Genomic DNA, 23,148 nt, shown 5'->3' with positions numbered 1-23,148 from the left:
CTCCGCTCTATCCCATCACAGTAATCTATTAATCTGAATATAATAAAAGGATTCATACAAATTATATTGCTTTGCTTCACTCCATACACGAAGAGGTGAATGAAATGGAAAAACGAAATACGCCTGTTGATTACGATTTATTTGTAAATGCTTTTCACTATGCACCTATTGGAAAAGCATTGGTCGGATTAGACGGCAAATGGCTAAAAGTGAATCCTGCACTTTGTAAGTTGTTAGGCTACAGTGAAACCGAATTATTAGCAGGTTCTTTTCAAGATATCACGCATCCTGACGATTTGGACTTAGATCTTCAATACGTTCAAAAAATGATTCGCGGAGAACTAGACACATATCGAATGGAGAAAAGATATATTCATAAAAATGGCATGTTAATTTGGGTGTTATTAAGTGTTTCTCTCGTATATGATAAAAATGGAACTCCTCTCCATTTCATCTCACAAATTGTTGATATTACCGAACAAAAAAATAGTGAGCGAAAAATGAAGGAAAATGAAGAATGGCTGCGCCTTTTAGCTGAGCACTCTACAGATTTTATTTCTAAACATACACCCAGTGGCCTGTACACATATGTTTCACCTGTATGTAAAAAATTACTAGGTTATGAAGCAGAAGAGATGAGAGGCTGCTCGATGTATTCATTTGTTCATACTGAAGATATAACAGCGCTGAAAAACATGCACAAGCACCTTACGATTCATAACGGTATTAGCAACTTACGATACCGCATGAAAAAACAAGACGGTACCTATATCTGGGTTCAATCAGCAAGCCGACCTATTTATACAGAAGAAGGTACAATGTTAGAGATTTTAGTTGCCTCCCATGACATTTCAGAAAAAATTGAAGCTGAAATGCAGCTCAAAAAAGCGAATGAATTGTCTTCCATAGATAGTCTCACGCAAATCCCCAATCGACGTATTTGTGATGAAACCTTTGCACAAGCTTGGCACCAGGCACTTTCTTTGTCTACCAAACTCGGAATTATTTTAATCGATATTGATTGTTTCAAGCTTTATAATGACACATACGGTCATGTGAAAGGTGATGCTTGTCTGCAAAAAGTCGCCTCGGCCTTACAGAACACCATAAAAAACCAAAATGACTTTATTGCTCGCTATGGCGGGGAAGAATTTCTCGTTATTTTATATGATACAAATGAAACACGTGCCCTTATCATCGCAGCACAACTCCGAGATACTGTTGAGTCTCTGAAAATCCCTCATAAAACATCCGCCACTAGCCCTTATTTGACAATTAGCCTCGGCGTGGCCCTCATGACTCCAACGCTGTCCAGCTCCCCAGAGTCCTTTTTAGATCAAGCAGATAAAGCCTTGTACGAAGCGAAGCGTTCCGGGCGTAATCAAGTCTCCATATATCAATAACTCTTTTTTCATTTTATCCAATGTATGATAAGATGAAAGGTATTGAAAAAAACAAAGGAGACAAGCATGATGAAAATCGCCTCCTATCAAAATAAAGATATCAATTTAACATATTACCCGCGGCAAAGTTTTCAAATGCTGTATGAAGCGAGTCTTCGAGACGAAGTAACATGCGTGTCCTGTCAAAAACCTGTTAAATTGTATTTAGGCATGCAAAAACAACCTCATTTCTACCATCCTGTACAAACCAATTTTTCTTGTGAAGCAGAAGTGCATAGTCGTTTACAAGTAGCTGCGACGATTGCTGAGCAGGACGGTTTTCGGCTGCCAAAAGGTCGAAGCATCGCGCCGCAGGCAGTTTCAGCCTGGAAAGAGGTACAAACTGCAAAAGGAATAACTACATTTATCAAACCGGAAGAATCAACGTCTTATGCAGTTGAAGAAAGCTCCTTGCAATTAGATGCTGCCCAATATGAAGCTGTAACAACAACGGAAGGGCCACTTCTCATCCTAGCGGGGGCAGGCAGCGGAAAAACAAGGGTGTTGACGGCACGAACTGCCTATATGGTGCAGGAAAAAGGAATTGATCCAAAATCCATTATGCTCGTCACCTTTACAGCAAAAGCGGCACGGGAAATGAAAGAGCGATTACAACGCTTTCAGCTGCCGCAAGCAGTATTACACTCCTTATTGGTAGGAACCTTCCATAGTATTTTTTATCGCATCCTGATGCATCATGAGCCGACGCGCTGGTCCTCAGAGTACTTACTGAAATACGATTGGCAAATAGATCGTATATTGAAGGAAGCTGGCGCAGAAATTGGGATTGATGAAAAAGAATTTCCGTATGATCAAGCTATGCAGCAAATCAGTTACTGGAAAAACACATTGACGCATTATGACACTGTACAGCCTGCCACTCCTTGGGAAGATAAGGCACAATACTTATATAAACGCTACGAGCAAATCAAGCAGGAGCGTTCTCTGTTTGATTTTGATGATATGCTATATGGATGTTACGAATTGCTGCGAACTAACGAAGACCTTCTCTCTCGTTATCACAATCGTTTTCGTTACTTTCTCATTGATGAATTTCAGGATGTTAATAAGGTTCAGTATAAAATCATGCAATTGCTTTCTGAGCATACGAACAATATTTGCGCGGTCGGTGATGATGATCAATCCATTTATGCGTTCCGAGGTAGCGATCCATCATTTATTCTACATTTTGATAAAGATTATCCGGACGCAAAAGTGGTGACACTAAGTCAAAACTATCGCTCTTCACATAGCATCGTCACCGTTGCCAACAAAGTCATTCGCTTCAATAAGAATAGACGTCAAAAAAAAATGCAAGCACAGTTTCAATCGCCTTTTGTTCCATCCTTCTTTTTTCCTTACGATGAAGAAGAAGAAGCAACCATGATTGTAACGGATATAAAAGAAAAGATACAAAAAGGTGCCAATCCATCTGACTTTGCCATTTTGTACCGAACCCATGTTGCGTCACGAGCTATTTTTGAACGTTTATCGCAATCAGCTTTACCTTTTATCATGGAGCACGATGCTGATTCCTTTTACCAGCGGCGCGTTACAAAAAGCCTGCTGGCCTATTTACGATTGGCTATGAACGAAGATGATGCCAGTGCGTTACGCGACTTAATGGGAGCGCTGTTCCTTAAGCAATCCACCCTGCAAGATGTAAAGGCCATCAGTATCCTTCAGGATTGCACACTTGTGCGCGCGCTCGGAAAGCTTACAAACATACAGTCGTTTCAGCAAAAAAAGCTCCAGAAAATTGCACCATTGTTCCGTACATTACAACATCTAGAACCGCTTGCCGCCATTGAAATGATTGAGCGTGAAATGGGTTTCTCTGACTATATTAAAAAACGCGGCAATGAAGGCAACGCAATGGAAAAAGGATCTGATGATGTACGTGACTTAAAAGTCGTTGCGCGTAAGTTTACAAGCATACGTGATTTCTTAGCACATGTCGATCATATGATTGCGATGAACAACGAAATGAAACAGCTTAGCAAAACCTATCAAGACGCCATACAGCTTCTTACCATCCATCGTTCTAAGGGATTAGAATATAAGCACGTGTATCTTCTTGGTGCCGTTGACGGATCCTTGCCGCACGATTTTGCGCTCGATGCGTTCCGAGAGGGTGACAGCACACCGCTTGAAGAAGAGCGCCGTCTGGCGTACGTCGCCATTACACGCGCACAAGAAACACTATATGTATCCGTTCCGAACATGCGCAGAGGGCGAACTGCATCCCCTTCGCGCTTCATCAAACACCTATTACAGTAAAAAGCAGAGCTTTTTTATGCTCTGCTTTTTATTGTTGTTCTTCTTGCTGCTGACTTTGTTCAGACAGCTTTTTTTTCTTTGCACAATTACAGCCCTTTTTCTTCGTGTAGCCCTTTTGTTCCATCGCTTGTTGCTGTTGCTGATAGTACTGCCACTGATTTAACGGCAAAGGACGATTTCTCATGAGGTACCTCTCCCTTGTTGTACTATTATTCTATTCACTATATGATTTTGACTGACCTTTCGTTCACCTATTTTATTCATCTGAAACTTTTCCTATTATCGTTTCAATAACTGCCGCCAATCCGGCAATTGCCAATAAAAACAGCAACGGCTCTGTCACTCTTGGTAACCAATAATAGCCTAAAAGCAACAAGGCAGTGACCCATACACCAGTACACCAGTAACAGCTTAACAATTCACCAAACCATCGCTGCATACCCTGTCCTTTTATTTTCGTATAGGTAACAAACGCTCCATCTTCTTGGACCTCAATTTCGTCAATAAAAGGAGCACGAATAAAACGCGTAATTTTATCAAACACAAGCAATCTGGTTAAACGAAACGCGGCAAAAGCAAAAATCACGAGCATAAACCAATTGTTCGGAAACATCTCCTGCCTCCTTTTATGCAAAACATATTCTGGTTAATATGCATTTAGATAAATTTTGATCTATATAAACCTACTTTATTTTTTCAATATATAACAGCAAAGAAAACAAAAGCATCAAACCACTTCGCCGGATGTATATGGTCTTATTCAGCACGGACACTTCTTGGGCACTGACGGCAACTACACATTTCCCATTCTTTTCTCCTATCAAAAAAGAATTTCGTTCTTTATTTCTATTTATATCTGTCTCATTTAATAAAACATCACCTTCTGGCCTCTGCCCATTTCTTTAAAATCAGTAAAAGTACAGTAACCGATTGTGTCCCAATTCAATATCTTATTAATGTAAAACCAAACTTAATGATAAGGAGTGAAATCAATGAGTTGCAACGATAAACACCACTACGATACAAATTGCGTATGCGACGTTGTAAATTTCATTAACGAGCTGCAAGATGTTGCACAAGACACTTGCCCAACAGGCTGCGACAACCCAATTTTGGGCGCAAACTGCGGCGGCACGTCTCCACTTGCCAACACGCGGCCGTTTGTACTTTATAACAAAAAAGGGGAATTGTTCATCCCAGCAAGCTGCTTCCGTATCGCTGGTATCTCTCTTCCACTTCCATCGCCGTTTTTACGTGTTGAAAGCGTAGACGAGTGCTGTGCAGTTCTTCGTGTACTTGTACCAACACTAGAGGGCTTAGATGATGAAATCCGTTCTGCACTTACAGAACAATTAGGATTAGGTGGCGGTGCTGATGTAAACATCAACTTCAACTTTGATGCATTTGATTTAATTGCACGCCTATTAATCTGTCTATATTCCGACGGTATTTCCATCCCTACTGCCGGCGGCCCTATGAACACATTCTTCTCACTAGCACCAACAAATTTCTGCATTACAGTGGACTTAAACTGCTTCTGCGCAATCCAATGCTTGCGCGACACGTTCGTAAGAGGCGTGTAATTGTACAACAAAAAACTATTGAGGTGGCAGAGTATCTGCCACCTTTACTTATAAGCCCACCATCTGGATCGCAATAATTTCATCAAATGAAATAACAATAGGTCTGGCCTTCCCTATAATCTTAATAGCCACTTCATCATGCTCATGCGATACAACATAACCCGTTAAAACAGTTTGGTTTGTTCGAATTTGACATTTAATTTTAGGAATATAATGTGGACGATGAATAACGAAATGCAGCTTTTCTTCGTTGCTCATTTCCTTAAACGGCTTACTTTTCCAAGATCCCGGTGGCGCAGTCGTCTCCTCTGTTATTTCTTCAACAACAGTTTCCGTTGCTGCAGCAACCTCTGTGGATTTATCTTCTAACTCTACGGCTTCAACTTCACTCACATCCCCTATAACTGTTTCAAAATCCTCTACTGCAGACTCTATAACCTCTTCTTGTATCACTTCTTGTTCTAATTCAACCTTTACGATTTCTTCATGAGATAGACTCTGCTCCTGTTGTGCATCCTTTAGTACCTTACTTTTAATAATAAATACATTTTGCATATTAGGTGCGCTCTTTTCAAATCCTGGTTGTGTAATATACATAAGCGGCTTCTCATCTTGATCGCGTTTATTTGTCAAGTTATTCTCCTCCCCTTACTCAACAGCATCAGTCATATAAAAATATATGCGGCGCACCTACTATTTTTTCCTGCAGTTTTTTATAGTGCCTACGTTGCCTTTCTTATTCACCTTACTGTTTTTAAATAATGCTTGAGTTTCTATAGCTGTTTTGACAGATGAACACGAAGAAACGACAGCTTAAAAACACTTCTCAAGTTTTAGTAGTATATTATACAGGCATTTCAACCAATTTTTTGAAAATAGGACCTTGTCTATAGCCAAACTCCCATATATCGCATTACATATTAATGTATTCTAATAAAAGAGGTGAAATTCATATGTGTAATTGTTTCGGAGGAAACGGCAATCTTCCCGTTAAAGCAGTAGCTTGTAACTTACCTACGTTTCCAGAAGGAGGAAGTGAGATTACACCTGTTACAGCATTACAGGATGGCTCATTTCCACAATTATTATCAGGGTTGGATTTAGCAGGCGGCGCAACTTCTTCGCCAGTTCTTTTCACTCGCTTATTGTCTTCTGGAGCAGGCGCAGCGCCAGCTTTTGAATTCGGTGCAGCACCGGCAACAACTTCAGATACAACACCGGCTGCGGCTTTAGGCACAGGCATGTTTGAAATACCAGCTGCAGCTCCTACCATCATTACCGCTCCAAATTCTATGTTAGGTGTACCGGCAGGTTCATTTACAGGACTTCGCATCAATAGATCTAAAACATACAATATCACTGCAGGTATTTCCCTATTAGGAGTAAGCGGCTTCTTTGGTGACCTGCCTACACCTGGAACTGGAGATACTTCATTTGATGCAGGCGATTTCAATGTTCAACTGCTCAGATTTCCAGGCGGTAACCCTGTCACAAGTACAGGACTTCCTGAGGTATTCGGTCTTGTGCCGCTTTCCACTCTGCTTGACACATCCAGTGTTCCTGGCTTATTCGCACCTATCCCAATGGTGCGCGGGACAGCGGTTGTAAGTAAACGTCTATTCGCTGGTGACATCATCGAACTACGTCTTGTTTTGTCTCCTACATCAGATCTTGTAAGCACAGACATGATTGCCGTTGCCTATGCTATGTTAAGATTGGAAGCATAATACCAAAAGCAGACCTTGTAGGGTCTGCTTTTCACATTACAATATTATGGATTTGAGCCAGACGGTGACTGAAGGTATGTTCCTGTATGGTTCGCTTATAGGCCCCTAATGCCATTGTTTCACACTTAGCTGGCTCACGCATGAACATTTCAATCTTTTCTAAACAATCCTGTTCGTTGTAGTAACTTACCATCTCGTTCACAGTAAAAAAAGAAGCTAAATCCATCTTTGCTTCTGTCAATGTAAATGCACGACAGGCAGCAATATCAAACGTACGATTATTAATACTTTCACTGATTACACCCAGACGGTTTTGATTATGAATACAATTATATTGACGATGAGGATTCAAAACAATTTGCGCCTCATTGTAACACTTCATTACTTCTTGCGGAGGTAACCATTGATTTTTTATTGTGAGTCGAGGATCATGCTGCCAGGCTTTCATATGATCATTCCATCCCCGTCCTACGATTGTCAAAGGAAAATTGCTTTTCTCCATTAAAAATTCGGTAAAACGCACACGTGATGGATAGGGAAACCCCAGTAATAATAAAGAATTACTTTTATTAGAATCAATAGGATGAAATACAGCAGGATTTGTTCCTAAAGGAACATGATGTACCTGCTTATGCATGGATTGATAATACTTACAAGCACCTAAATCTACACTACATATATAATCAAACGCCGCAATTTTCCTAACTGTTTTATCCATATAAAAAGGATCTTCTGTTAACCAACACACTGTTTTAATACTTTTTGTTTTTAGATACTGCAAGATAGATGGAGACAAATAATCGCCAAGTAACGTTAACATATATATCGGCTGTAGTGACGAAACAATGCGCTCAACACCTTCAATGGCTTCCTTTGGATGAACGGCTTGCCATACATAGTCATTTTCTTGTAAAGCCGTCATAATACTATCATCCAAGTACTTATAAATCCCTCGATATCCTGATTTGATATACAGTACTCTCAAACATATCACCTCAAGTGAGTATATGTATCTAATACCTTATAAAACACAAATAAAAATATTTGTATATGAAAATAATCAATTGGTACAGTCATTTTCTTTTTTCTTACATACATTATTGTGGACAGGAGGTGTTTTTATGACAGCAATTTTTAGTATTGGTACAAGTACACCCGCAACAGGTAGTAATTCTATCAATCGAACATTAAGTACTACTCCCATCTTACTAGCAGAATTCGGCATCGGTATCCCAAATGGTAGCAATCGCGTCATATTAAATGCAACAATCGGGATATCTGCTCTATTATTGAACCCTACCATTATTATTACAGTAGCGCGAGACCAACAGGTTATCTTCACATCACGGGAGGAGCTACAAATCTCTGTAGGAGAGAATCGAACTGTTTCTGTACAGGCTATTGATGTGAACGTACCAGCAACAGGCAATCAACGCTACGTGTTAACAGCTCAGTTGGCACCCGGCTTATTAAACGGAAGCTCTGTCACTGGACCTGTAACTTTCTCTGCTGTTTCTTACTCCGTTTAATTCCACTCGTAGGCTCGCCTTAGCGAGCTTTTTTTGTTGCAACCACCTATATATTATGTATCCTTCATTAAGCTTGTACATCCAAAAGTTAATATACTCGCCTATAGCAAGAATAGGATACAAGCATACAGTAATAAAGGAAGCGTGCATTTCGAGGATATGCATGAAATGTTAGTAACGTATAGATAGAGAGAACATCGAAAGATAAGGGGTTGAGACTATGAAGATTATGACCATTTTAGGAACGAGACCTGAAATCATCAGATTAAGCCTTATTATAGAGAAGTTAGATACTTATTCAGATCAACATATACTGGTTCACACCAACCAAAATTTCACAGCTTCACTTAGCGATATCTTCTTTACACAGCTAAAGATACGCAAGCCTGACTATATGCTTTTGAATCACCAGCAGTCCTTGGGCGGGCAACTATCCGCCATGTATACACAGCTTGAGAATATTTTTTCAAAAGAACAACCAGACAAAATACTAGTATTGGGAGATACCAACAGCGGACTGAGCGCCATTTTAGCTGAACGTATGGGGATACCTGTTTATCATATGGAAGCTGGAAACCGTTGCTTTGACTTGGAGGTGCCTGAAGAAAAAAATCGCCGCATTATTGATGCAGTAGCAAGCTTTAACCTCCCTTACACACCGCAAAGCCGGCGAAATTTAATTGCTGAAGGTATGCCGTCAAATCGCATTATTGTATCTGGAAATCCGATTTTCGAGGTACTTTCTCATTACAACGTTGAAATTGATAAAAATGATATTTTACAGCAGTTGGCCCTACAAGCCGAAGACTATTTTTTAGTAACAGCACATCGTGCGGAAAATGTAGATCACGAAGATCGACTGCTGGAAATTATAGAAGGCTTAAACCTAGTCGCCCATACCTATGGCAAACGTGTCATTTGCAGTATTCATCCACGTACACGCTCACGAATTACGAACAGCGCAAACATACATCTTCATCCGCTCGTAGAGCTTCATGAGCCTTTTGGCTTTTTTGAGTTTGTAAAGCTTGAAAAGCATGCGCTCTGTGTGTTGACTGACAGCGGAACGGTACAAGAGGAGTGCTGTTTGTTTCGGGTACCAACTGTCACAATCCGCAAGACGACAGAAAGACCTGAGACCATTGAATGTGGTAGCAATATGCTTTCCGGTCTGAACGCCAAACAGATTGCTGCATGCGTACGAATCATGCTGCACGAGCCAAAAACATGGAATTTTCCAGAGGGATACGATGATCGCAATGTATCAGATAAGATCATTAAAATTTTATTAGGAGGGCAACACATTGTTTTATAATCAAACCATTTTAGTCACAGGCGGCACAGGTTCATGGGGATATGAATTAGTTAGGCAGCTCTTAACATATCAGCCAAAGGAGATTCGTATTTTTTCACGAAATGAATCTAATCAATTCATTATGAAACAAGAATTTGATAATAATCCAAAGCTCCACTTTATCATCGGAGATATTAAAGAATCTGATGCATTGCAAGAAGCCTGCACAGGTGTAGATTATGTCTTTCATTTAGCTGCTTTAAAGCATGTTCCCGTATGCGAAGATCAGCCCTTAGAAGCATTGAAATCAAATGTAACAGGTACACAAAACGTTATTAATACTGCCATTCATTGCGGAGTAAAACGAGTGGTATACATTTCCACAGACAAAGCATCCAGCCCTTCCAACTTCTACGGTTTAACAAAAAACATGGGCGAACGTCTCATTATTCACGCTAATACCCTCAATACAAAAACCAAGTTTGTCTGCATTCGCGGCGGGAATGTACTCGGCACAAATGGTAGCGTTATTCATGTGTTTAAAAAGCAAATTCGCGAAAAAGGCAAAATTGGAATTACTGATTTAAATATGACCCGCTTTTTCTTGACGCTTGAAGATGCTATTAAGATGGTTTTTAAAGCTGCATTTGAAAGTATTGGCGGTGAGATTTTTGTCATGAAAATGCCGACCTGTAAAATTATTGATTTAGCGGAAGTACTGATTGAAGCTTCTGGTAGAACTGACGTTACAGTAGAAGAATTAGGAATACGTCCAGGGGAAAAAATTCATGAGCTGTTATTTTCAGAATATGAATCCCCAACCACTATCTCCTATGACGATGAATATTATGTGATTTTACCTTCTATCCACATCCCTGGTTTAAAAGAGCATTATGCGGACTATAAACTTGTTAATCTTGTAAGCTATAATTCTAGTCAAGGCTTAATGAACAAACAGCAAATCAAGGAAATGCTAGAAAAAGGCGGTTTTATTTGATGAGACTCCTTATTCTTGGCGGCAACGGGATGGCTGGCCACGTCATTACTTCCTATTTCCAAGCAAAACCACAATATGAAGTGTTCTATACATCCCGAGACCATAATGGTATTTTTCTAGATGCAACTGATTTTAAGGCATTAGAGAGTTTAATTGATCAATTAAAACCGGATATTGTCATCAATTGTATCGGCATTTTAAATGAAGCAGCCTCTACTAACCCCACACTTGCATTTCAAGTAAACAGCTTACTCCCCCATCAGCTCGCAAAGCTTACAGAGCGTTATGGCGGACGTGTGATTCAGATTAGCACAGATTGCGTTTTTTCTGGTATAAAAGGAGACTATACAGAGCAAGATCTGCCTGATGGCACTTCTGTGTATGCACAGTCTAAACAGCTTGGAGAATTGGTCAATGCGCCGCATGTTACAATTCGAACCTCTATCATCGGACCGGAACTAAAAGCAAACGGCATTGGTTTATTCCTCTGGTTTATGAAGCAAACAGGAACAATTAAAGGCTATCAAAAGGTGCTTTGGAACGGCATTACCACGCTGGAACTAGCTAAGGTCACTGAGCATGTGATTACTTCTCATACAACAGGCTTGTTGCACGTTTGTGCGCCTTATAAAATTACAAAGCATGATTTATTGCACCTCTTCCAATCTGTATTTCATAAACATGATGTTTCCATTGTACCGGACAACACAATTACGTTAGATCGGACTATCGTAAATACGCGATCTGATTTTTCTTACACAGTGCCAGGCTATCAAGACATGTTAGCAGAGCTTCGAGAATGGATGGAAAATCATGCGTAAGAGCATCCTCATTACAGGCGCAGGAGGCTTTACAGGACTGCACGCTTGCCGGTATTTCCGGCAAGCTGGATTTGAGGTTATTGCGGTAACGCGGTCAAAGCATCCAGATTCTTTTTATGTAAAGGAATACCCGTGCGACTTAACAGATGCTTCCGCAGTAGCAACTCTTATTCAAGCTGTTCAGCCTCAATACTTACTGCATTTAGCAGGTCAGAATCATGTAGGAAAATCTTGGGAAGAACCATTAACTTCTATGGAAAACAATGCATTTGCTACCCTTTATCTTTTAGAAGCATTGCGAAAGTTTTGTCCTGGCTGCAAAAGTATTATTGTAGGCTCCGCTTTGCAATTCGATCTTAACGATATGACAAGTTTAAAACACCCATACGCATTAAGTAAAACGTCACAGGTGCTGTTCGCGCAAGCTTGGGCACAATTATATCAATTACCTATTATCATTGCGTCTCCGTCCAATTTGATCGGTCCCGGGCACTCTACTGGCGTTTGCTCACTGTTAGCAGCACAAATTATTGCGTCTGAACATTGTGAACAAATTACCTTACATGTACCTAATAGCTTAGTGCGCCGTGACTTTCTTGATATACGAGATGCGGTACGTGCATATGCTATACTGCTAGAAAAAGGGGTATATGGAGAAAGTTATGAGGTTCGCTCTGGTCACAGTAAATCTCTTGAGGAAATCATCAACTGTTTTCAAACATTGGTAAAAACAAATATTGAGGTCGTTACCGATAAACAAGAAGAGAGCTTCATAGAGATCCTCCCTACAAAATTAAACCAATTGCTCTGGGAACCTACCATCCCCTTACAAGATTCCCTATCTGACATTTTATCCTATCATCGAAATCAAAACTTAAAAAAATGAGGTATTTACATGAGAGACGTGGGCATCGTGATGCCTGTATATAAACAAGATCCTGTTTACTTAGAGCTAGCACTCCGATCTATCTTAGAGCAAAGCTATCCAAACTTTTATTTCCTAATCGTGTCAGATGGTGCACCCTCTGACACAGTTGCTGTGATAGAACGAGTTACTGCTGGCGATCCGCGCGTACAAATCCTGCTAAAGAGCCAAAATGAAGGTGTCGCTCGTACACTAAACATTGGGTTTGAGCACATTATGAAACCCGGAGTTAAATACTTAACATGGGTGTCTAGCGACAATATCTACTATCCAGATTTTATAAAAAAACTTAGAGATGCACTGATACAGGCTCCCCCTCATGTTGGCCTTTCTTTCAGTAGTTTTATTCATGTAGACAACGAGGGAGTTCCTTTAAAGGGACAGCAATATCAGGATTTTTATAAATATCAAGATCAACCAAAAGACAATCTTCTTGATGCCTGCTTTATCGGTGTATCATTTATGTACACATCAGAAGCAGCCGCCAAAATTAACGGGTACAGATTAGAGCCGGTAGAAGATTATGACTATTGGCTACGTATTACCGAGCATTGTGATATCGTATATATACCCGATATATTGATGGAATACCGGACAAATGCACCAATGAGCATATCGGCACAGCTTCAAAATTCTATCGAGCAGCATCGCCGCTGGCGCTTTGCTTTTCAAACAGCAAAACACGAAGCGCGCATCCGAAGAAATATTCCGTTTCAACTTACAGTAATCTATCCGGTAACCACAGCCAGTGAACAAACACTTACTACACTAGAAGCTTTGTTTGAGCAATTTTACAGCAACTATAAAGTTATTATTGTAGACACAAGTACAGATGCCTCTGCTTCAGAAATCATACAGCGTATTTACGACCCTCGAGTCAAATGCTTGCACCTTCCAGATGTCAACAGAAATACAGCTGTTTATAAAGGGCTTTTGGAAGCTGATACACCCTATACACTGCTTTACAAAAGCAGTCCAGCAAATATAACTGAACTGCTTCAACTAATAGATGCTTTAGAGCACCCAGCACATCAAAACGATGTAGCAGCTTCATTTTCTAATCAAAGTATTGTCTTGCATAGAGAAATAAATGAATGTTTTTGCTTTCAGACATTGTACCGTACAAATGAACTTCTTCAGTTGGTAACTTTCTCACAAGAATAATAGCTTTATATACCGAGTTCTTTTAGCATCTCTGCAAAGCTAGTTGCATATTGACGCGGAGAAAAGTTTTCAGCAATATAAGCAGCACCGTTATTGCGAAGCGCTTCACGCAACGTTGTGTTTTCCATAAGTTCTCTTGCTTCCATTACTGCTTGCTCAATATCACCAAGTCTAAAAAACTTGCCTGTCTCATTATGAATAATAAAACTTTTGACCCCATCTGAATCTGTAGACAACACAGGACAGCGACATACCATCGCTTCCAGTACAGCATAACCAAATCCCTCCACCTTAGAGGTAGAGCATAAAAAGCCGCCTGAATCACCAATCATTGAAAAATGAGTGGCCATTCGTGCATGTGGTTGATTAGCATATACATGCAAATGATCCTTTAATTGCAACTCCTGCACCAAATCCCCAAAAGCAAGACGAGCTGCTTTTTCACCAATCGTATTGTCTTCAAACATCCACAGCTCAATATCTGGATTATACTGAATAAGTGCAGCGCCAATTCTCAAAAAATCCCGCCAATTCTTATTTTCTTCAATACGACCAACCCAACCAACAATAGGGCGTGCATGCTTTGGATGTACTTCATAATGAAACTCATTACTGTTGAAGCAATTATCGAAACTAAATTGACGTATATGAGGAAAGTATTTCGCAAATGCCGCTGCCAAGTGTGGCGTGCGAGGATATAGAATTGCATCACAACAATCTTTTAAAATAGGAAGTGCTTCCTGCTTGATAAAGTACTCTGCATATTCTTTGTTGAAGCCCAAACCTTGTACTTCATAAATGAGACGCCCTGTATAGCCACTTTTCTTTAGCTTCTGCAATAAATATACATCAGATCCGACAATGATGGCTTTATACTTCTCTCGTCTAATGATATCTATAATTTCCCTATCGTTATTTGTGACAAATACTTGTGTGTTCAGTTTGTTTTGTAATCCTGTACCAGCCTGTAAATATAAAAAGTGACAGCACAATCCACTCTCAGTAAGCGCATAAAAGCGCTGCCGGTTAAGCGTTTCTACACCACCGCTTGGAATATAAAACGTAAAAAGCACCTTCTCTGTTAGGCTCGGTTCTCCCCACCCACTCCCCTGAATAGTACCATGCCGCTGATACGGGCTACTGTCATACAGAATATCACCTTTTCCTTCGCTGCATTTCCAGTAGCCCACTAAATTCTCCTCTTGTCCTAACAGTTCTCTCTTCCTGTACGCTTCAATTTCACCTTGCGTACGCGCACATGACCAAATCCGAAGCTCTGCACAGGAACCTGTAAAAAAACCATAAGGACTTATTCCGCCAATTATGCCAGAAGGTGAAACAACTTTACCAGTGCGCACACCTGTTTTACTGTACTTTCCATTCACATATAAATGCGGTGTGCCATCTTGATATACAACGGCAATATGTGTCCACCCCTCTATAGATTGTAAGTATACCAAGGTTGCCGGCATATGATTAGCGGTATGTTCATAGACGGAAATGCAGTTTGTACCAACTGCAATACCGACCCCTGCCTTTTCTTCTATCCCATCTGCATATGCACCATACATAGGGGCCAGCACAAATTGTTTGTTACTCGTTCGAGATACCCCCCTTATCATCTCACGTTCCGGCTTATGCACAGCCGCAGGGCTTACCCAAAATTCGATAGTGAATGTTTGCTGGATATCTGCTAGTAATAATGGATCTATCTGTATGTTTGTATTTCCCTGCAAATCCAGATACACATTTCGAAGCATTATTCACTCCCCCATATCAGGTGATATGTGTAATCATGCGATATTTAAAATTAAGCGTTTATCTATAAAGATGAATGCGACAAAAATATTCCTTTATATGTATATCGTATATAGAGCTTGTTGCATACCTTAATAGCAACGATTATATATTTCACCGATATATTACTAACAAAAAAGGGTTGAAACTTACATGAAAAAAGTGTCTATCATTATACCATTTTATAATTGTCCGTATGTAGAGAAGGCCATTGAAAGCGCACTGGCGCAAACATATCCTGATATTGAAGTGATTGTTATCAGTGATGGATCTACAGCCTTTGTTGAAGAAGTAACAAAATTTGAAGGGAAAATTAAGTATGTCGAAAAGACAAATGGCGGTACAGCTACTGCTTTAAATGCTGGTATTCGTCTAGCGACAGGTGAATATATATCCTGGCTCAGTTCCGACGATATATATGAGCCGGACAAAATAAGTAAGCAAATGCAATATCTCCAAGACACAAATAGTAGCATTGTGTACTCACCCGTTATTTTTATTGATGGAGATGACTTACCTATTAGCGAATCCGTTGGTATGTTTCCTGCTAACCGCTTACTGTTTCTTCGCCACTTGATGCTTGGATGCTTTATTAATGGATGCTCTGTGCTCGTAAAAAAAGATATCCTAACAAACGTTGGTTTATTTAACGAGAACCTGCCCTATACACATGACTATGATTTATGGATACGTATTGCATTACAATATGAATTCTACTATTACGATGAACCTCTCGTACGTTACCGTATCCACGACAACATGGGTACCAAAAAGCATGCTCCTATCATCTTGCAGGAAACACGCATGCTACAGCGGCAACATCGGCCTGCCCTAACAAGAGCAATCCTGTTTGAACAACGCCAGATGAGAATGAACACCATGAGAGCAAAACAAGGAGGATAATGATGGAAAAGATATCTATTATTATTCCTTTTTATAATTGTCCCTACATTGCTGCTGCAATTGAAAGTGCGCTGATACAAACGTATTCACACATAGAAGTAATCGTTGTCAATGACGGTGCCTCTTCTCATATAGAAAAAATTACGCCTTATTTGCCATATATACGCTATTTTGAAAAATCCAATGGCGGTACAGCTAGCGCTTTAAATTTCGGTATTCAACAAGCCACCGGTTCCTATTTTACCTGGCTAAGCTCTGACGATATTTTTATGAAGCATAAAATTGACACACAGCTTACCTTTATGAAAGACCACCATGCTCATCTCAGTTATACAAACTATGATTTGATTGATAGCAATGGTCATGTATTTCAAAAGGATGCCGCCTTGTATTTTACACATAAACTTGATTTTTTAAAGCATTTGCAGCACGCCAATAACATCAACGGCTGCACAATTATGATGAAAACTGGAGTATTTCAAACACTAGGACTATTTAATGAGAATCTTAAATACACACAAGACTATGATTTTTGGCTACGAGCTGTACAGCATTATGAACTCCATTATTTAAACGAAAGTCTTACTCAATATCGCGTTCATGAAGCTATGGGATCTAACCGTTTTAAAGAGGACATCACTGCGGAAATTGCCCATGTAACGAACGTTTACAAACAAGTCTTAATAGAACTCATTCGCCGGGAAAGGGAGAGTATATGAAGATTACATTTGTTGCACTAACATTGTGTAAAGGAGGCGCTCAGCGTGTCCTTGTTGATATTGCCAATGGCTTATTTAATAGAGGACACGATGTTGTTATGGTTATGCCGCCATGGGGTGATGTTGAATATGATGTGAAGCCGCCTATCTCACGTAGCAGGGGGCCTGTACTGATGGAAAGTGACCTTCCCAAAAGCGATATTATTGTGTCTAACTTTTTTACGACGGTACCTGTTGTCGCTGAAGCCTGCAGTAAAGGAAAAGGTAAGCATCTTCGCTTCAGTCTATGTTATGAACCTATGTTTCTTCCTGAACAAGATGTTTCCTTTCAATCTTATAACCAGACACCCTATCTTGTCGTAATTTCCAATTACCAAAAGCAACTTATCTCACTTGTGCACGGTATTGAAGGAGAAATTATGCCGGTTTATGTAGAGGATACATTTCGAAATTTATCTATACGTAACCCAAATAGATTGAGTATCACTGCCATTGTCAGAAAACCAGAAGGAGGATTTTCTTGGCAGAGAGATCAAACCTATTTATTAGAACAGCTTGTAAAAGTACGTTCAGCATTTCCTGCCCTAAAATACAATCTAATCTGTCCACCAAATGAGCTTGCTTCCTCTCCATTTTTGCAGGAGTTACGTGCCAGCGGCAGCTACCACTTCTATACACCGGCAAATGATGAAGAGCTTTGTCACCATTATAATGAAGCGGACATATTTGTTACCTCCTCCATATTTGAAACAGCTGTACTACCTGGTCTTGAAGCAATGAAATGCGGAGCTGCGCTCGCTGCTGTATATGCCGGCGGCAATACAGAGTATTGTCGTCATGAAACAAATTGTCTGCTCTCTTATCGCTTTGAAGAGCGTTTAGCCTCTGATATTATACGTCTTATCACCAATCCATCTCTGCGCTTTAATTTAGCTCAAGCCGGACAAAAAGAAGCTTTATCTTGGTCTCTTGAGAGAAGCGTAGCAATATTTGAAGAAATTTGCTTACGTATACATGCAAAAAGCTAAAAGTCGATCCTATAAGATCGACTTTTAGCTTTTTTATATCATAAAACCCCTTAGATGTTAAATAGCTTATCCCAGAATATGATAGCCAGAATCTACATGAATATTTTCTCCTGTAATACCACGCGCCATATTACTGAAAAGAAATGCTGCGGCTTCTCCTACTTCTTCTTGTGTTACATTTTTACGAAGAGGAGCCTTCTCTTCAATATCTTTTAAGATGCTGTTAAAATCACCAACACCTTTTGCTGATAACGTACGAATTGGTCCAGCAGATATTGCGTTAACACGAATTCCATCTTTCCCAAGATCATTCGCCAGGTATTTTACACTAGCCTCTAACGCTGCCTTCGCAACTCCCATTAGATTGTAATTTTTCACAACACGCTCTCCGCCTAAATACGTTAGCGTTACAATACTGCCACCTTCTGTCATTAGTTTTTTCGCCTCTTTAGCAACTGCAGTTAAAGAGTATGCACTAATGTCTAATGAAAGTGCAAAACCATCACGTGATGTATCTGTAAATTCCCCTTTTAAATCTTCTTTATTTGCAAATGCAATGCAATGTGCAACCCCGTGAACCGTACCTACTTCTTCACCGATACGTGCAAAACAACGCGCAACATCTTCATCACTCGTTACATCACATGGAAGGATAAGAGATTGTTGTCCTTCTAATGTTTCTGCCAAATCACGCACGTTCTTTTCCAATCTTTCACCGGCGTAAGTAAAAATAAGATTTGCTCCTGCCGCATGTAACGCTCTTGCAATCCCCCAAGCAATACTACGCTGATTCGCCACACCCATGACGACAATATTTTTCCCCTGTAGCTGTAACAAATCCATTGTTTCGCCTCCTAAAATAACACTTGTTATTAGTACCTGATAATAACTTTAACATGATTTCGTATTCTTGCCAACAGAAAATATATGATCAACGCTTAATCACTGCTGCCACATCAATAATCTCCTGCCGATTCGTCAATAAATGCTTTAATAGCTGTAATAAGCTATTACTGTTCACATCATTGACAACCCATCCGCCGCCATGTCCGTAAATTCTTTCAGCCGGTGCACCTAGATTAAAAGCAATTACAGGATAACCAGATCCCAGCGCTTCGTGGGTTGTATAGGAAAATGTTTCTGGACAAATAGAAGCTGTGATCACAAGCGCACATCTGTATTGCTGCAATAAAGATGAAACATCTTCCTTTTTATATGGTCCAGTCGCCTCAATATCGCGATTTTTTTTATCTGTTGAGCCAATGATACATAATGAGATAGGAAGATTCTCAGCAAAAATCGCACGCTGCAATGCAAAAACGATATCGCTTCCTTTATGTCGCTGAATATTTCCAATGAAACCTATTTTTAAATTTCCCGCTGTAGCGAACTCTTCTTTATAAGTGTATTTCACGTAAGGGACTTGATGTGGTTTTACCTCGATTATTAGAGATGGAAAATACGATTGGATAATCTGTTTTGTACTTTCACTAGGCGCTATGATACGTACAGCACCTGCAAGGAAATCCTCAAACAGCCTTCGCCAATACACAATACTGATACGTCCCATCCCATGCAAACAAATTTGACATACAGACTCACTCTTTTCCGCATGACAATATACACTGTTTCTATTGAGCAAATACACACGAGGACACACACAAAAAAAATCATGGGCAACATACACATAAGGTATACCACTTTCCTGAATGCACTTCATCGTTAATCCCAAAGGAAATCTAATAAAATGGTTCACATAAATCTCTTCTATAGAAAGATTCTGCATCATCTCCGCAAAGTTGGTCTCCTTAGCTGGCACGATTTGCACATGTCCTGATGAATTGGTAACAACAAAATCTTTACCTCTAAACTGAAGATAATAAGCGTCAACAGCTTCACTTTCAACATGTAAGCGTTGATACTGTGCTGTTCCCCCACCAATATCATTCAATACAAATAATATCCGTTTCATCATAATCTCCCCCATCGAAAATAGTTGAACTTCTCGTGAAGAAAATAAAAGTCTATATAATCATTTGCAATCTCGTCAAAATTCGCTAAGATAGTACTATGGCTTTTTTTGTGTAGAATATAAATCACACTTCTTATTGTGTGCCGTACGCGAAAGGATTGAACTATGAATAAAGAAAGAGAATCACAATTTCAAATAGATTATGCATTGTTGTTTATATTGTTTATGATTGCCGCTGTAAGCTGCTTCTCGATTGCCGCAGCACAGGCGCATCCTTCATTTCCCGGGCATTTAAAAACTGTAAACTTTGTAGCTCAGCAAATTAAATGGTACGTAATTGGAACCATTGCCATCATCGGTGTCCTCATTATTGATTTTGATCGCTACAAACAAATTTCTTGGTATTTATATGCGTTTGCAATGGTGCTTCTGCTTGGGCTTGAAATTGGTGCGCCTGGCGCTGTCACGATTAAAGGTGCGACTGCCTGGTATCAGGTACCTGGTATTGGAAATTTCCAACCATCAGAAATTATGAAATTATTTATGATTTTAGTACTAAGCCGCATTGTCGTAAACCATAACGAAACGTATGTGTTCCGCTCACCCCGTGAAGACTTGCTTTTGCTTGGTAAAATATTTGCCGCCAGTCTGCCGCCGCTTCTTTTGATTGCAAAAGAACCCGATCTAGGAAATACAATGGTTATGACATCTATTATTGCTTCTATTATTATGGTGTCAGGCATCCGCTGGCGCTTTATTCTTGGCCTCGTCGGCGCCAGTGTAACAGTGGGCACTATTCTTGTGTACATTTACTTTGCACACACTGCTTTTTTTAAAGAACATATTTTAAAGGAATACCAGTTAAACCGCTTCTATGGCTGGCTTGCACCTTACGAGTATGAAACACAGGGCTATCAGCTGCGTCAAGCCATTTTGGCATCAGGATCTGGTGAATTATACGGCAAGGGATACGGAAATGGAGAAGTATACTTCCCTGAGCCTCATACTGACTTTATTTTTACAAATGTTGCCGAGCAGTTTGGCTTTTTAGGAGGCAGCATTGTTATTTCCTTGTTCTTTTTGCTCATTTATCGCATGATTCATATCGCATTAGAAAGCAATGAGCCGTTCGGTAGCTACATTTGTGCGGGAACCATTGGTATGTTTACCTTCCAGGTGTTTCAAAATATCGGTATGACTCTGGGCCTATTACCCATCACCGGTATTACATTACCCTTTATGAGCTACGGTGGTAGTTCTTTGTTAACCTATATGATTGCAATTGGATTTATTCTCAACGTACGCTCTAGAACAAAGAAATTTATGTTTGATTGAGGCTTTGCATATGCAAAGCCTTTTATATTTCTTTTCTATTTTAGGTACAATAAAAGCAAAATGAGGTGATATCATGGAATACGATATTATTGGAGATATTCACGGTTGTTTTGCAGAGCTACAAAGCCTGTTACAACGTCTTGGTTACAACGCAGATGGCTTACACCCAAAAGGACGACAGCTTGCGTTTGTTGGTGACTTAACGGACCGCGGTCCGCAATCTCTGCAAACCATTGCATTCGTGTGGGAACTAGTCATCCATAAAAAAAGAGCGCATTATGCGCCTGGAAATCACTGCAATAAACTATATCGCTTTTTTCTCGGTCGCAAGGTCCAGATTGCCCACGGTTTAGAAACGACTGTAGCTGAATACGAGGCATTGTCTTCTGCGCAGCAAGTCACCGTTCGCGATAAGTTTATACAGCTATATGAGCAATCACCTCTCTATCATCAGCTCGATACCAAACGTCTTATTGTTTCTCATGCCGGCATTCGAGAAGATTATATCGGCCGCTTTGATAAACGCGTAGAAACGTTTGTGCTATACGGCGATATCACAGGTGAAAAACACCCAGATGGCTCCCCTGTAAGGCGCGATTGGGCAAAGTATTATCAAGGTAAATCATACATCGTCTATGGTCACACACCTGTAAGGGCACCCCGCTTTTGTAACAATACGGTTAACATTGACACAGGCTGTGTATTTGGGGGCATGCTGACGGCACTTCGCTATCCTGAAATGGAAATTGTTTCTGTTCCCTCTTCTATGCCGCTTGTCGAAGAAAAATTTCGATCATTTGATTAAAAAAGAAGCCAATTTTTGAACTGACTCCACATAGATGTCAGGCAGTCTCTTGGGCATGAGTCTGGTATTGAACCAGACTCATGCCTTTTAATTTTGCCTTGATCCGTTTGTGATTGTAATAGTGAATATAGTTCTCTAGTTCCTATTTGAAATGCTCCATACTCTCAAATTCCTTCAGGTATAAAAGCTCACTGTTTAAAAATTCTCCATGACTGCATTGTCTAAGCAATTCCCTCTACGGGACATACTCTGTCTAATTCCTCTTTCTTTTTTGGGAGGGCGAAGAGGACTTGTTCCTGTTATGTATAGGGCTTTAGGCTGGTTTATAAGGGGGAGTGAACGGATATGCTAGTTAGTTTTGGTGTTTGTTTAGCAAGTGACTGAGAAGATATGGACAAGTCCAGTTTAATGAAACTGTCCAACTCAGTGTGGCCTATCCAACAATATTGTGGGGCACCTAATCTTAGATTTCCCCTCTCTCGTGGTTCCAGAGTCGTTCTTGCGGGGCACCTGGTATCAGGTTTTCTCTCGTGCTCCGCGAAACTCTCTCGCGGGACACCTAACCTCACATCCACTCCCTCTCGTGCTCCGCGAAACTCTCTCGCGGGGCACCTAACCTCACATCCACTCCCTCTCGTGCTCCGCGAAACTCTCTCGCGGGACACCTAACCTCACATCTACTCCCTCTCGTGCTCCGCGAAACTCTCTCGCGGGACACCTAACCTCACATCTACTCCCTCTCGTGCTCCGCGAAACTCTCTTGCGGGACACCTAACCTCACATCTACTCCCTCTCGTGCTCCGCGAAACTCTCTCGCGGGACACCTA

At 40.3% G+C, this 23,148-nt stretch carries 22 protein-coding genes and 1 pseudogene; 15 read left to right on the top strand and 8 right to left on the bottom strand.

Going from position 1 to position 23,148, the window contains the following annotated elements; all coding sequences use genetic code 11:
- Positions 1 to 104 precede the first annotated feature (104 nt).
- Both MUG87_RS17360 and MUG87_RS17355 read left to right on the top strand, forming a co-directional pair.
- Entirely contained in the window at positions 105 to 1,403 is a 1,299-nt protein-coding gene (locus MUG87_RS17360) for a diguanylate cyclase domain-containing protein (protein ID WP_247083835.1), read from the top strand.
- A gap of 69 nt (positions 1,404 to 1,472) precedes the next feature.
- The gene (locus MUG87_RS17355; protein WP_247087760.1) at positions 1,473 to 3,722 is read left to right on the top strand and encodes an ATP-dependent helicase; all 2,250 of its coding nucleotides are present in this window, start codon (positions 1,473 to 1,475) and stop codon (positions 3,720 to 3,722) included.
- Between the two features lie 28 nt (positions 3,723 to 3,750).
- Here the strand turns inward: MUG87_RS17355 and MUG87_RS17350 are convergent, their stop codons facing one another.
- Together MUG87_RS17350 and MUG87_RS17345 are read right to left on the bottom strand one after the other, a co-directional pair.
- Complete coding sequence (locus tag MUG87_RS17350) at positions 3,751 to 3,906, bottom strand: cytochrome C oxidase subunit III (RefSeq protein ID WP_124565828.1); 156 nt, start codon at positions 3,904 to 3,906, stop codon at positions 3,751 to 3,753.
- A gap of 72 nt (positions 3,907 to 3,978) precedes the next feature.
- Positions 3,979 to 4,335 carry a DUF1360 domain-containing protein gene (locus tag MUG87_RS17345; RefSeq protein WP_247083834.1) on the bottom strand — a complete coding sequence of 119 codons (357 nt, stop codon included), beginning with the start codon at positions 4,333 to 4,335 and terminating at the stop codon, positions 3,979 to 3,981.
- Between the two features lie 379 nt (positions 4,336 to 4,714).
- Between MUG87_RS17345 and MUG87_RS17340 the strand changes: the two genes are divergently transcribed.
- On the top strand, positions 4,715 to 5,305 hold the full coding sequence (locus tag MUG87_RS17340) for a CotY/CotZ family spore coat protein (protein ID WP_247083833.1): 591 nt from the start codon (positions 4,715 to 4,717) through the stop codon (positions 5,303 to 5,305).
- A gap of 48 nt (positions 5,306 to 5,353) precedes the next feature.
- Here MUG87_RS17340 and MUG87_RS17335 read toward each other — a convergent pair whose 3' ends face one another.
- Positions 5,354 to 5,938, bottom strand: coding sequence for a CotO family spore coat protein (locus MUG87_RS17335; protein ID WP_247083832.1), 585 nt, complete (start codon positions 5,936 to 5,938; stop codon positions 5,354 to 5,356).
- Between the two features lie 320 nt (positions 5,939 to 6,258).
- On the opposite strand from MUG87_RS17335, the gene MUG87_RS17330 reads away from it, so the two are divergent.
- The gene (locus MUG87_RS17330; protein WP_247083830.1) at positions 6,259 to 7,032 is read left to right on the top strand and encodes a hypothetical protein; all 774 of its coding nucleotides are present in this window, start codon (positions 6,259 to 6,261) and stop codon (positions 7,030 to 7,032) included.
- A 31-nt stretch (positions 7,033 to 7,063) separates the two neighbouring features.
- On the opposite strand, the gene MUG87_RS17325 is transcribed toward MUG87_RS17330, so the two are convergent.
- Positions 7,064 to 8,017, bottom strand: coding sequence for a CgeB family protein (locus MUG87_RS17325; RefSeq protein ID WP_247083828.1), 954 nt, complete (start codon positions 8,015 to 8,017; stop codon positions 7,064 to 7,066).
- A 136-nt stretch (positions 8,018 to 8,153) separates the two neighbouring features.
- Between MUG87_RS17325 and MUG87_RS17320 the strand changes: the two genes are divergently transcribed.
- From MUG87_RS17320 to MUG87_RS17295, 6 genes are all read left to right on the top strand, one after another.
- Positions 8,154 to 8,561 (top strand): hypothetical protein, encoded by a 408-nt coding sequence (locus MUG87_RS17320; RefSeq protein ID WP_247083826.1) that lies wholly within the window; start codon positions 8,154 to 8,156, stop codon positions 8,559 to 8,561.
- Positions 8,562 to 8,781: 220 nt separating this feature from the next.
- Positions 8,782 to 9,876: a non-hydrolyzing UDP-N-acetylglucosamine 2-epimerase gene (wecB, locus tag MUG87_RS17315; protein WP_247083824.1), complete on the top strand. Its 1,095-nt coding sequence runs from the start codon at positions 8,782 to 8,784 to the stop codon at positions 9,874 to 9,876.
- A complete protein-coding gene (locus MUG87_RS17310) occupies positions 9,866 to 10,852 on the top strand; it encodes a polysaccharide biosynthesis protein (RefSeq protein ID WP_247083823.1) in 987 nt (328 codons plus the stop codon). The genes wecB and MUG87_RS17310 overlap by 11 nt, the downstream gene beginning before the upstream one ends.
- Positions 10,852 to 11,673, top strand: coding sequence for a dTDP-4-dehydrorhamnose reductase family protein (locus MUG87_RS17305; RefSeq protein WP_247083822.1), 822 nt, complete (start codon positions 10,852 to 10,854; stop codon positions 11,671 to 11,673). The genes MUG87_RS17310 and MUG87_RS17305 overlap by 1 nt, the downstream gene beginning before the upstream one ends.
- The gene (locus MUG87_RS17300) at positions 11,666 to 12,559 is read left to right on the top strand and encodes an NAD-dependent epimerase/dehydratase family protein (RefSeq protein WP_247083821.1); all 894 of its coding nucleotides are present in this window, start codon (positions 11,666 to 11,668) and stop codon (positions 12,557 to 12,559) included. The genes MUG87_RS17305 and MUG87_RS17300 overlap by 8 nt, the downstream gene beginning before the upstream one ends.
- A 9-nt stretch (positions 12,560 to 12,568) precedes the next feature.
- The gene (locus MUG87_RS17295; RefSeq protein WP_247083820.1) at positions 12,569 to 13,762 is read left to right on the top strand and encodes a glycosyltransferase; all 1,194 of its coding nucleotides are present in this window, start codon (positions 12,569 to 12,571) and stop codon (positions 13,760 to 13,762) included.
- A 5-nt stretch (positions 13,763 to 13,767) separates the two neighbouring features.
- Here MUG87_RS17295 and MUG87_RS17290 read toward each other — a convergent pair whose 3' ends face one another.
- Entirely contained in the window at positions 13,768 to 15,522 is a 1,755-nt protein-coding gene (locus MUG87_RS17290) for a glycosyltransferase (RefSeq protein WP_247083819.1), read from the bottom strand.
- Positions 15,523 to 15,712: 190 nt separating this feature from the next.
- Between MUG87_RS17290 and MUG87_RS17285 the strand changes: the two genes are divergently transcribed.
- Genes MUG87_RS17285 through MUG87_RS17275 form a run of 3 tightly spaced genes read left to right on the top strand, consistent with a single transcriptional unit; the run spans position 15,713 to position 18,209 of the window.
- On the top strand, positions 15,713 to 16,462 hold the full coding sequence (locus MUG87_RS17285) for a glycosyltransferase (RefSeq protein ID WP_247083818.1): 750 nt from the start codon (positions 15,713 to 15,715) through the stop codon (positions 16,460 to 16,462).
- 2 nt (positions 16,463 to 16,464) lie between these two features.
- A complete protein-coding gene (locus MUG87_RS17280; protein WP_247083817.1) occupies positions 16,465 to 17,181 on the top strand; it encodes a glycosyltransferase in 717 nt (238 codons plus the stop codon).
- The gene (locus MUG87_RS17275; protein ID WP_247083816.1) at positions 17,178 to 18,209 is read left to right on the top strand and encodes a glycosyltransferase family 4 protein; all 1,032 of its coding nucleotides are present in this window, start codon (positions 17,178 to 17,180) and stop codon (positions 18,207 to 18,209) included. The genes MUG87_RS17280 and MUG87_RS17275 overlap by 4 nt, the downstream gene beginning before the upstream one ends.
- 66 nt (positions 18,210 to 18,275) lie before the next feature.
- Here the strand turns inward: MUG87_RS17275 and fabI are convergent, their stop codons facing one another.
- Both fabI and MUG87_RS17265 read right to left on the bottom strand, forming a co-directional pair.
- Positions 18,276 to 19,052: an enoyl-ACP reductase FabI gene (gene fabI / locus MUG87_RS17270; protein WP_247083814.1), complete on the bottom strand. Its 777-nt coding sequence runs from the start codon at positions 19,050 to 19,052 to the stop codon at positions 18,276 to 18,278.
- Positions 19,053 to 19,140: 88 nt separating this feature from the next.
- Complete coding sequence (locus tag MUG87_RS17265; RefSeq protein ID WP_247083812.1) at positions 19,141 to 20,184, bottom strand: glycosyltransferase; 1,044 nt, start codon at positions 20,182 to 20,184, stop codon at positions 19,141 to 19,143.
- Positions 20,185 to 20,346: 162 nt separating this feature from the next.
- Here MUG87_RS17265 and MUG87_RS17260 point away from each other — a divergent pair, with 162 nt between their 5' ends.
- Both MUG87_RS17260 and prpE read left to right on the top strand, forming a co-directional pair.
- Positions 20,347 to 21,516 (top strand): FtsW/RodA/SpoVE family cell cycle protein, encoded by a 1,170-nt coding sequence (locus MUG87_RS17260; protein ID WP_247083810.1) that lies wholly within the window; start codon positions 20,347 to 20,349, stop codon positions 21,514 to 21,516.
- Between the two features lie 73 nt (positions 21,517 to 21,589).
- Positions 21,590 to 22,321 (top strand): bis(5'-nucleosyl)-tetraphosphatase PrpE, encoded by a 732-nt coding sequence (prpE, locus tag MUG87_RS17255; RefSeq protein ID WP_247083809.1) that lies wholly within the window; start codon positions 21,590 to 21,592, stop codon positions 22,319 to 22,321.
- Positions 22,322 to 22,358: 37 nt separating this feature from the next.
- Here prpE and MUG87_RS17250 read toward each other — a convergent pair.
- Positions 22,359 to 22,591 (bottom strand): annotated as a pseudogene (locus MUG87_RS17250) (IS3 family transposase); the annotation flags it as partial.
- Positions 22,592 to 23,148: the final 557 nt, after the last annotated feature.

Source organism: Ectobacillus sp. JY-23 (genome assembly GCF_023022965.1).
Classification (GTDB): domain Bacteria; phylum Bacillota; class Bacilli; order Bacillales; family Bacillaceae_G; genus Ectobacillus.
The sequence above is the reverse complement of the archived record's forward strand: the minus strand, read 5'-3'. Positions and strand labels throughout refer to the sequence as shown.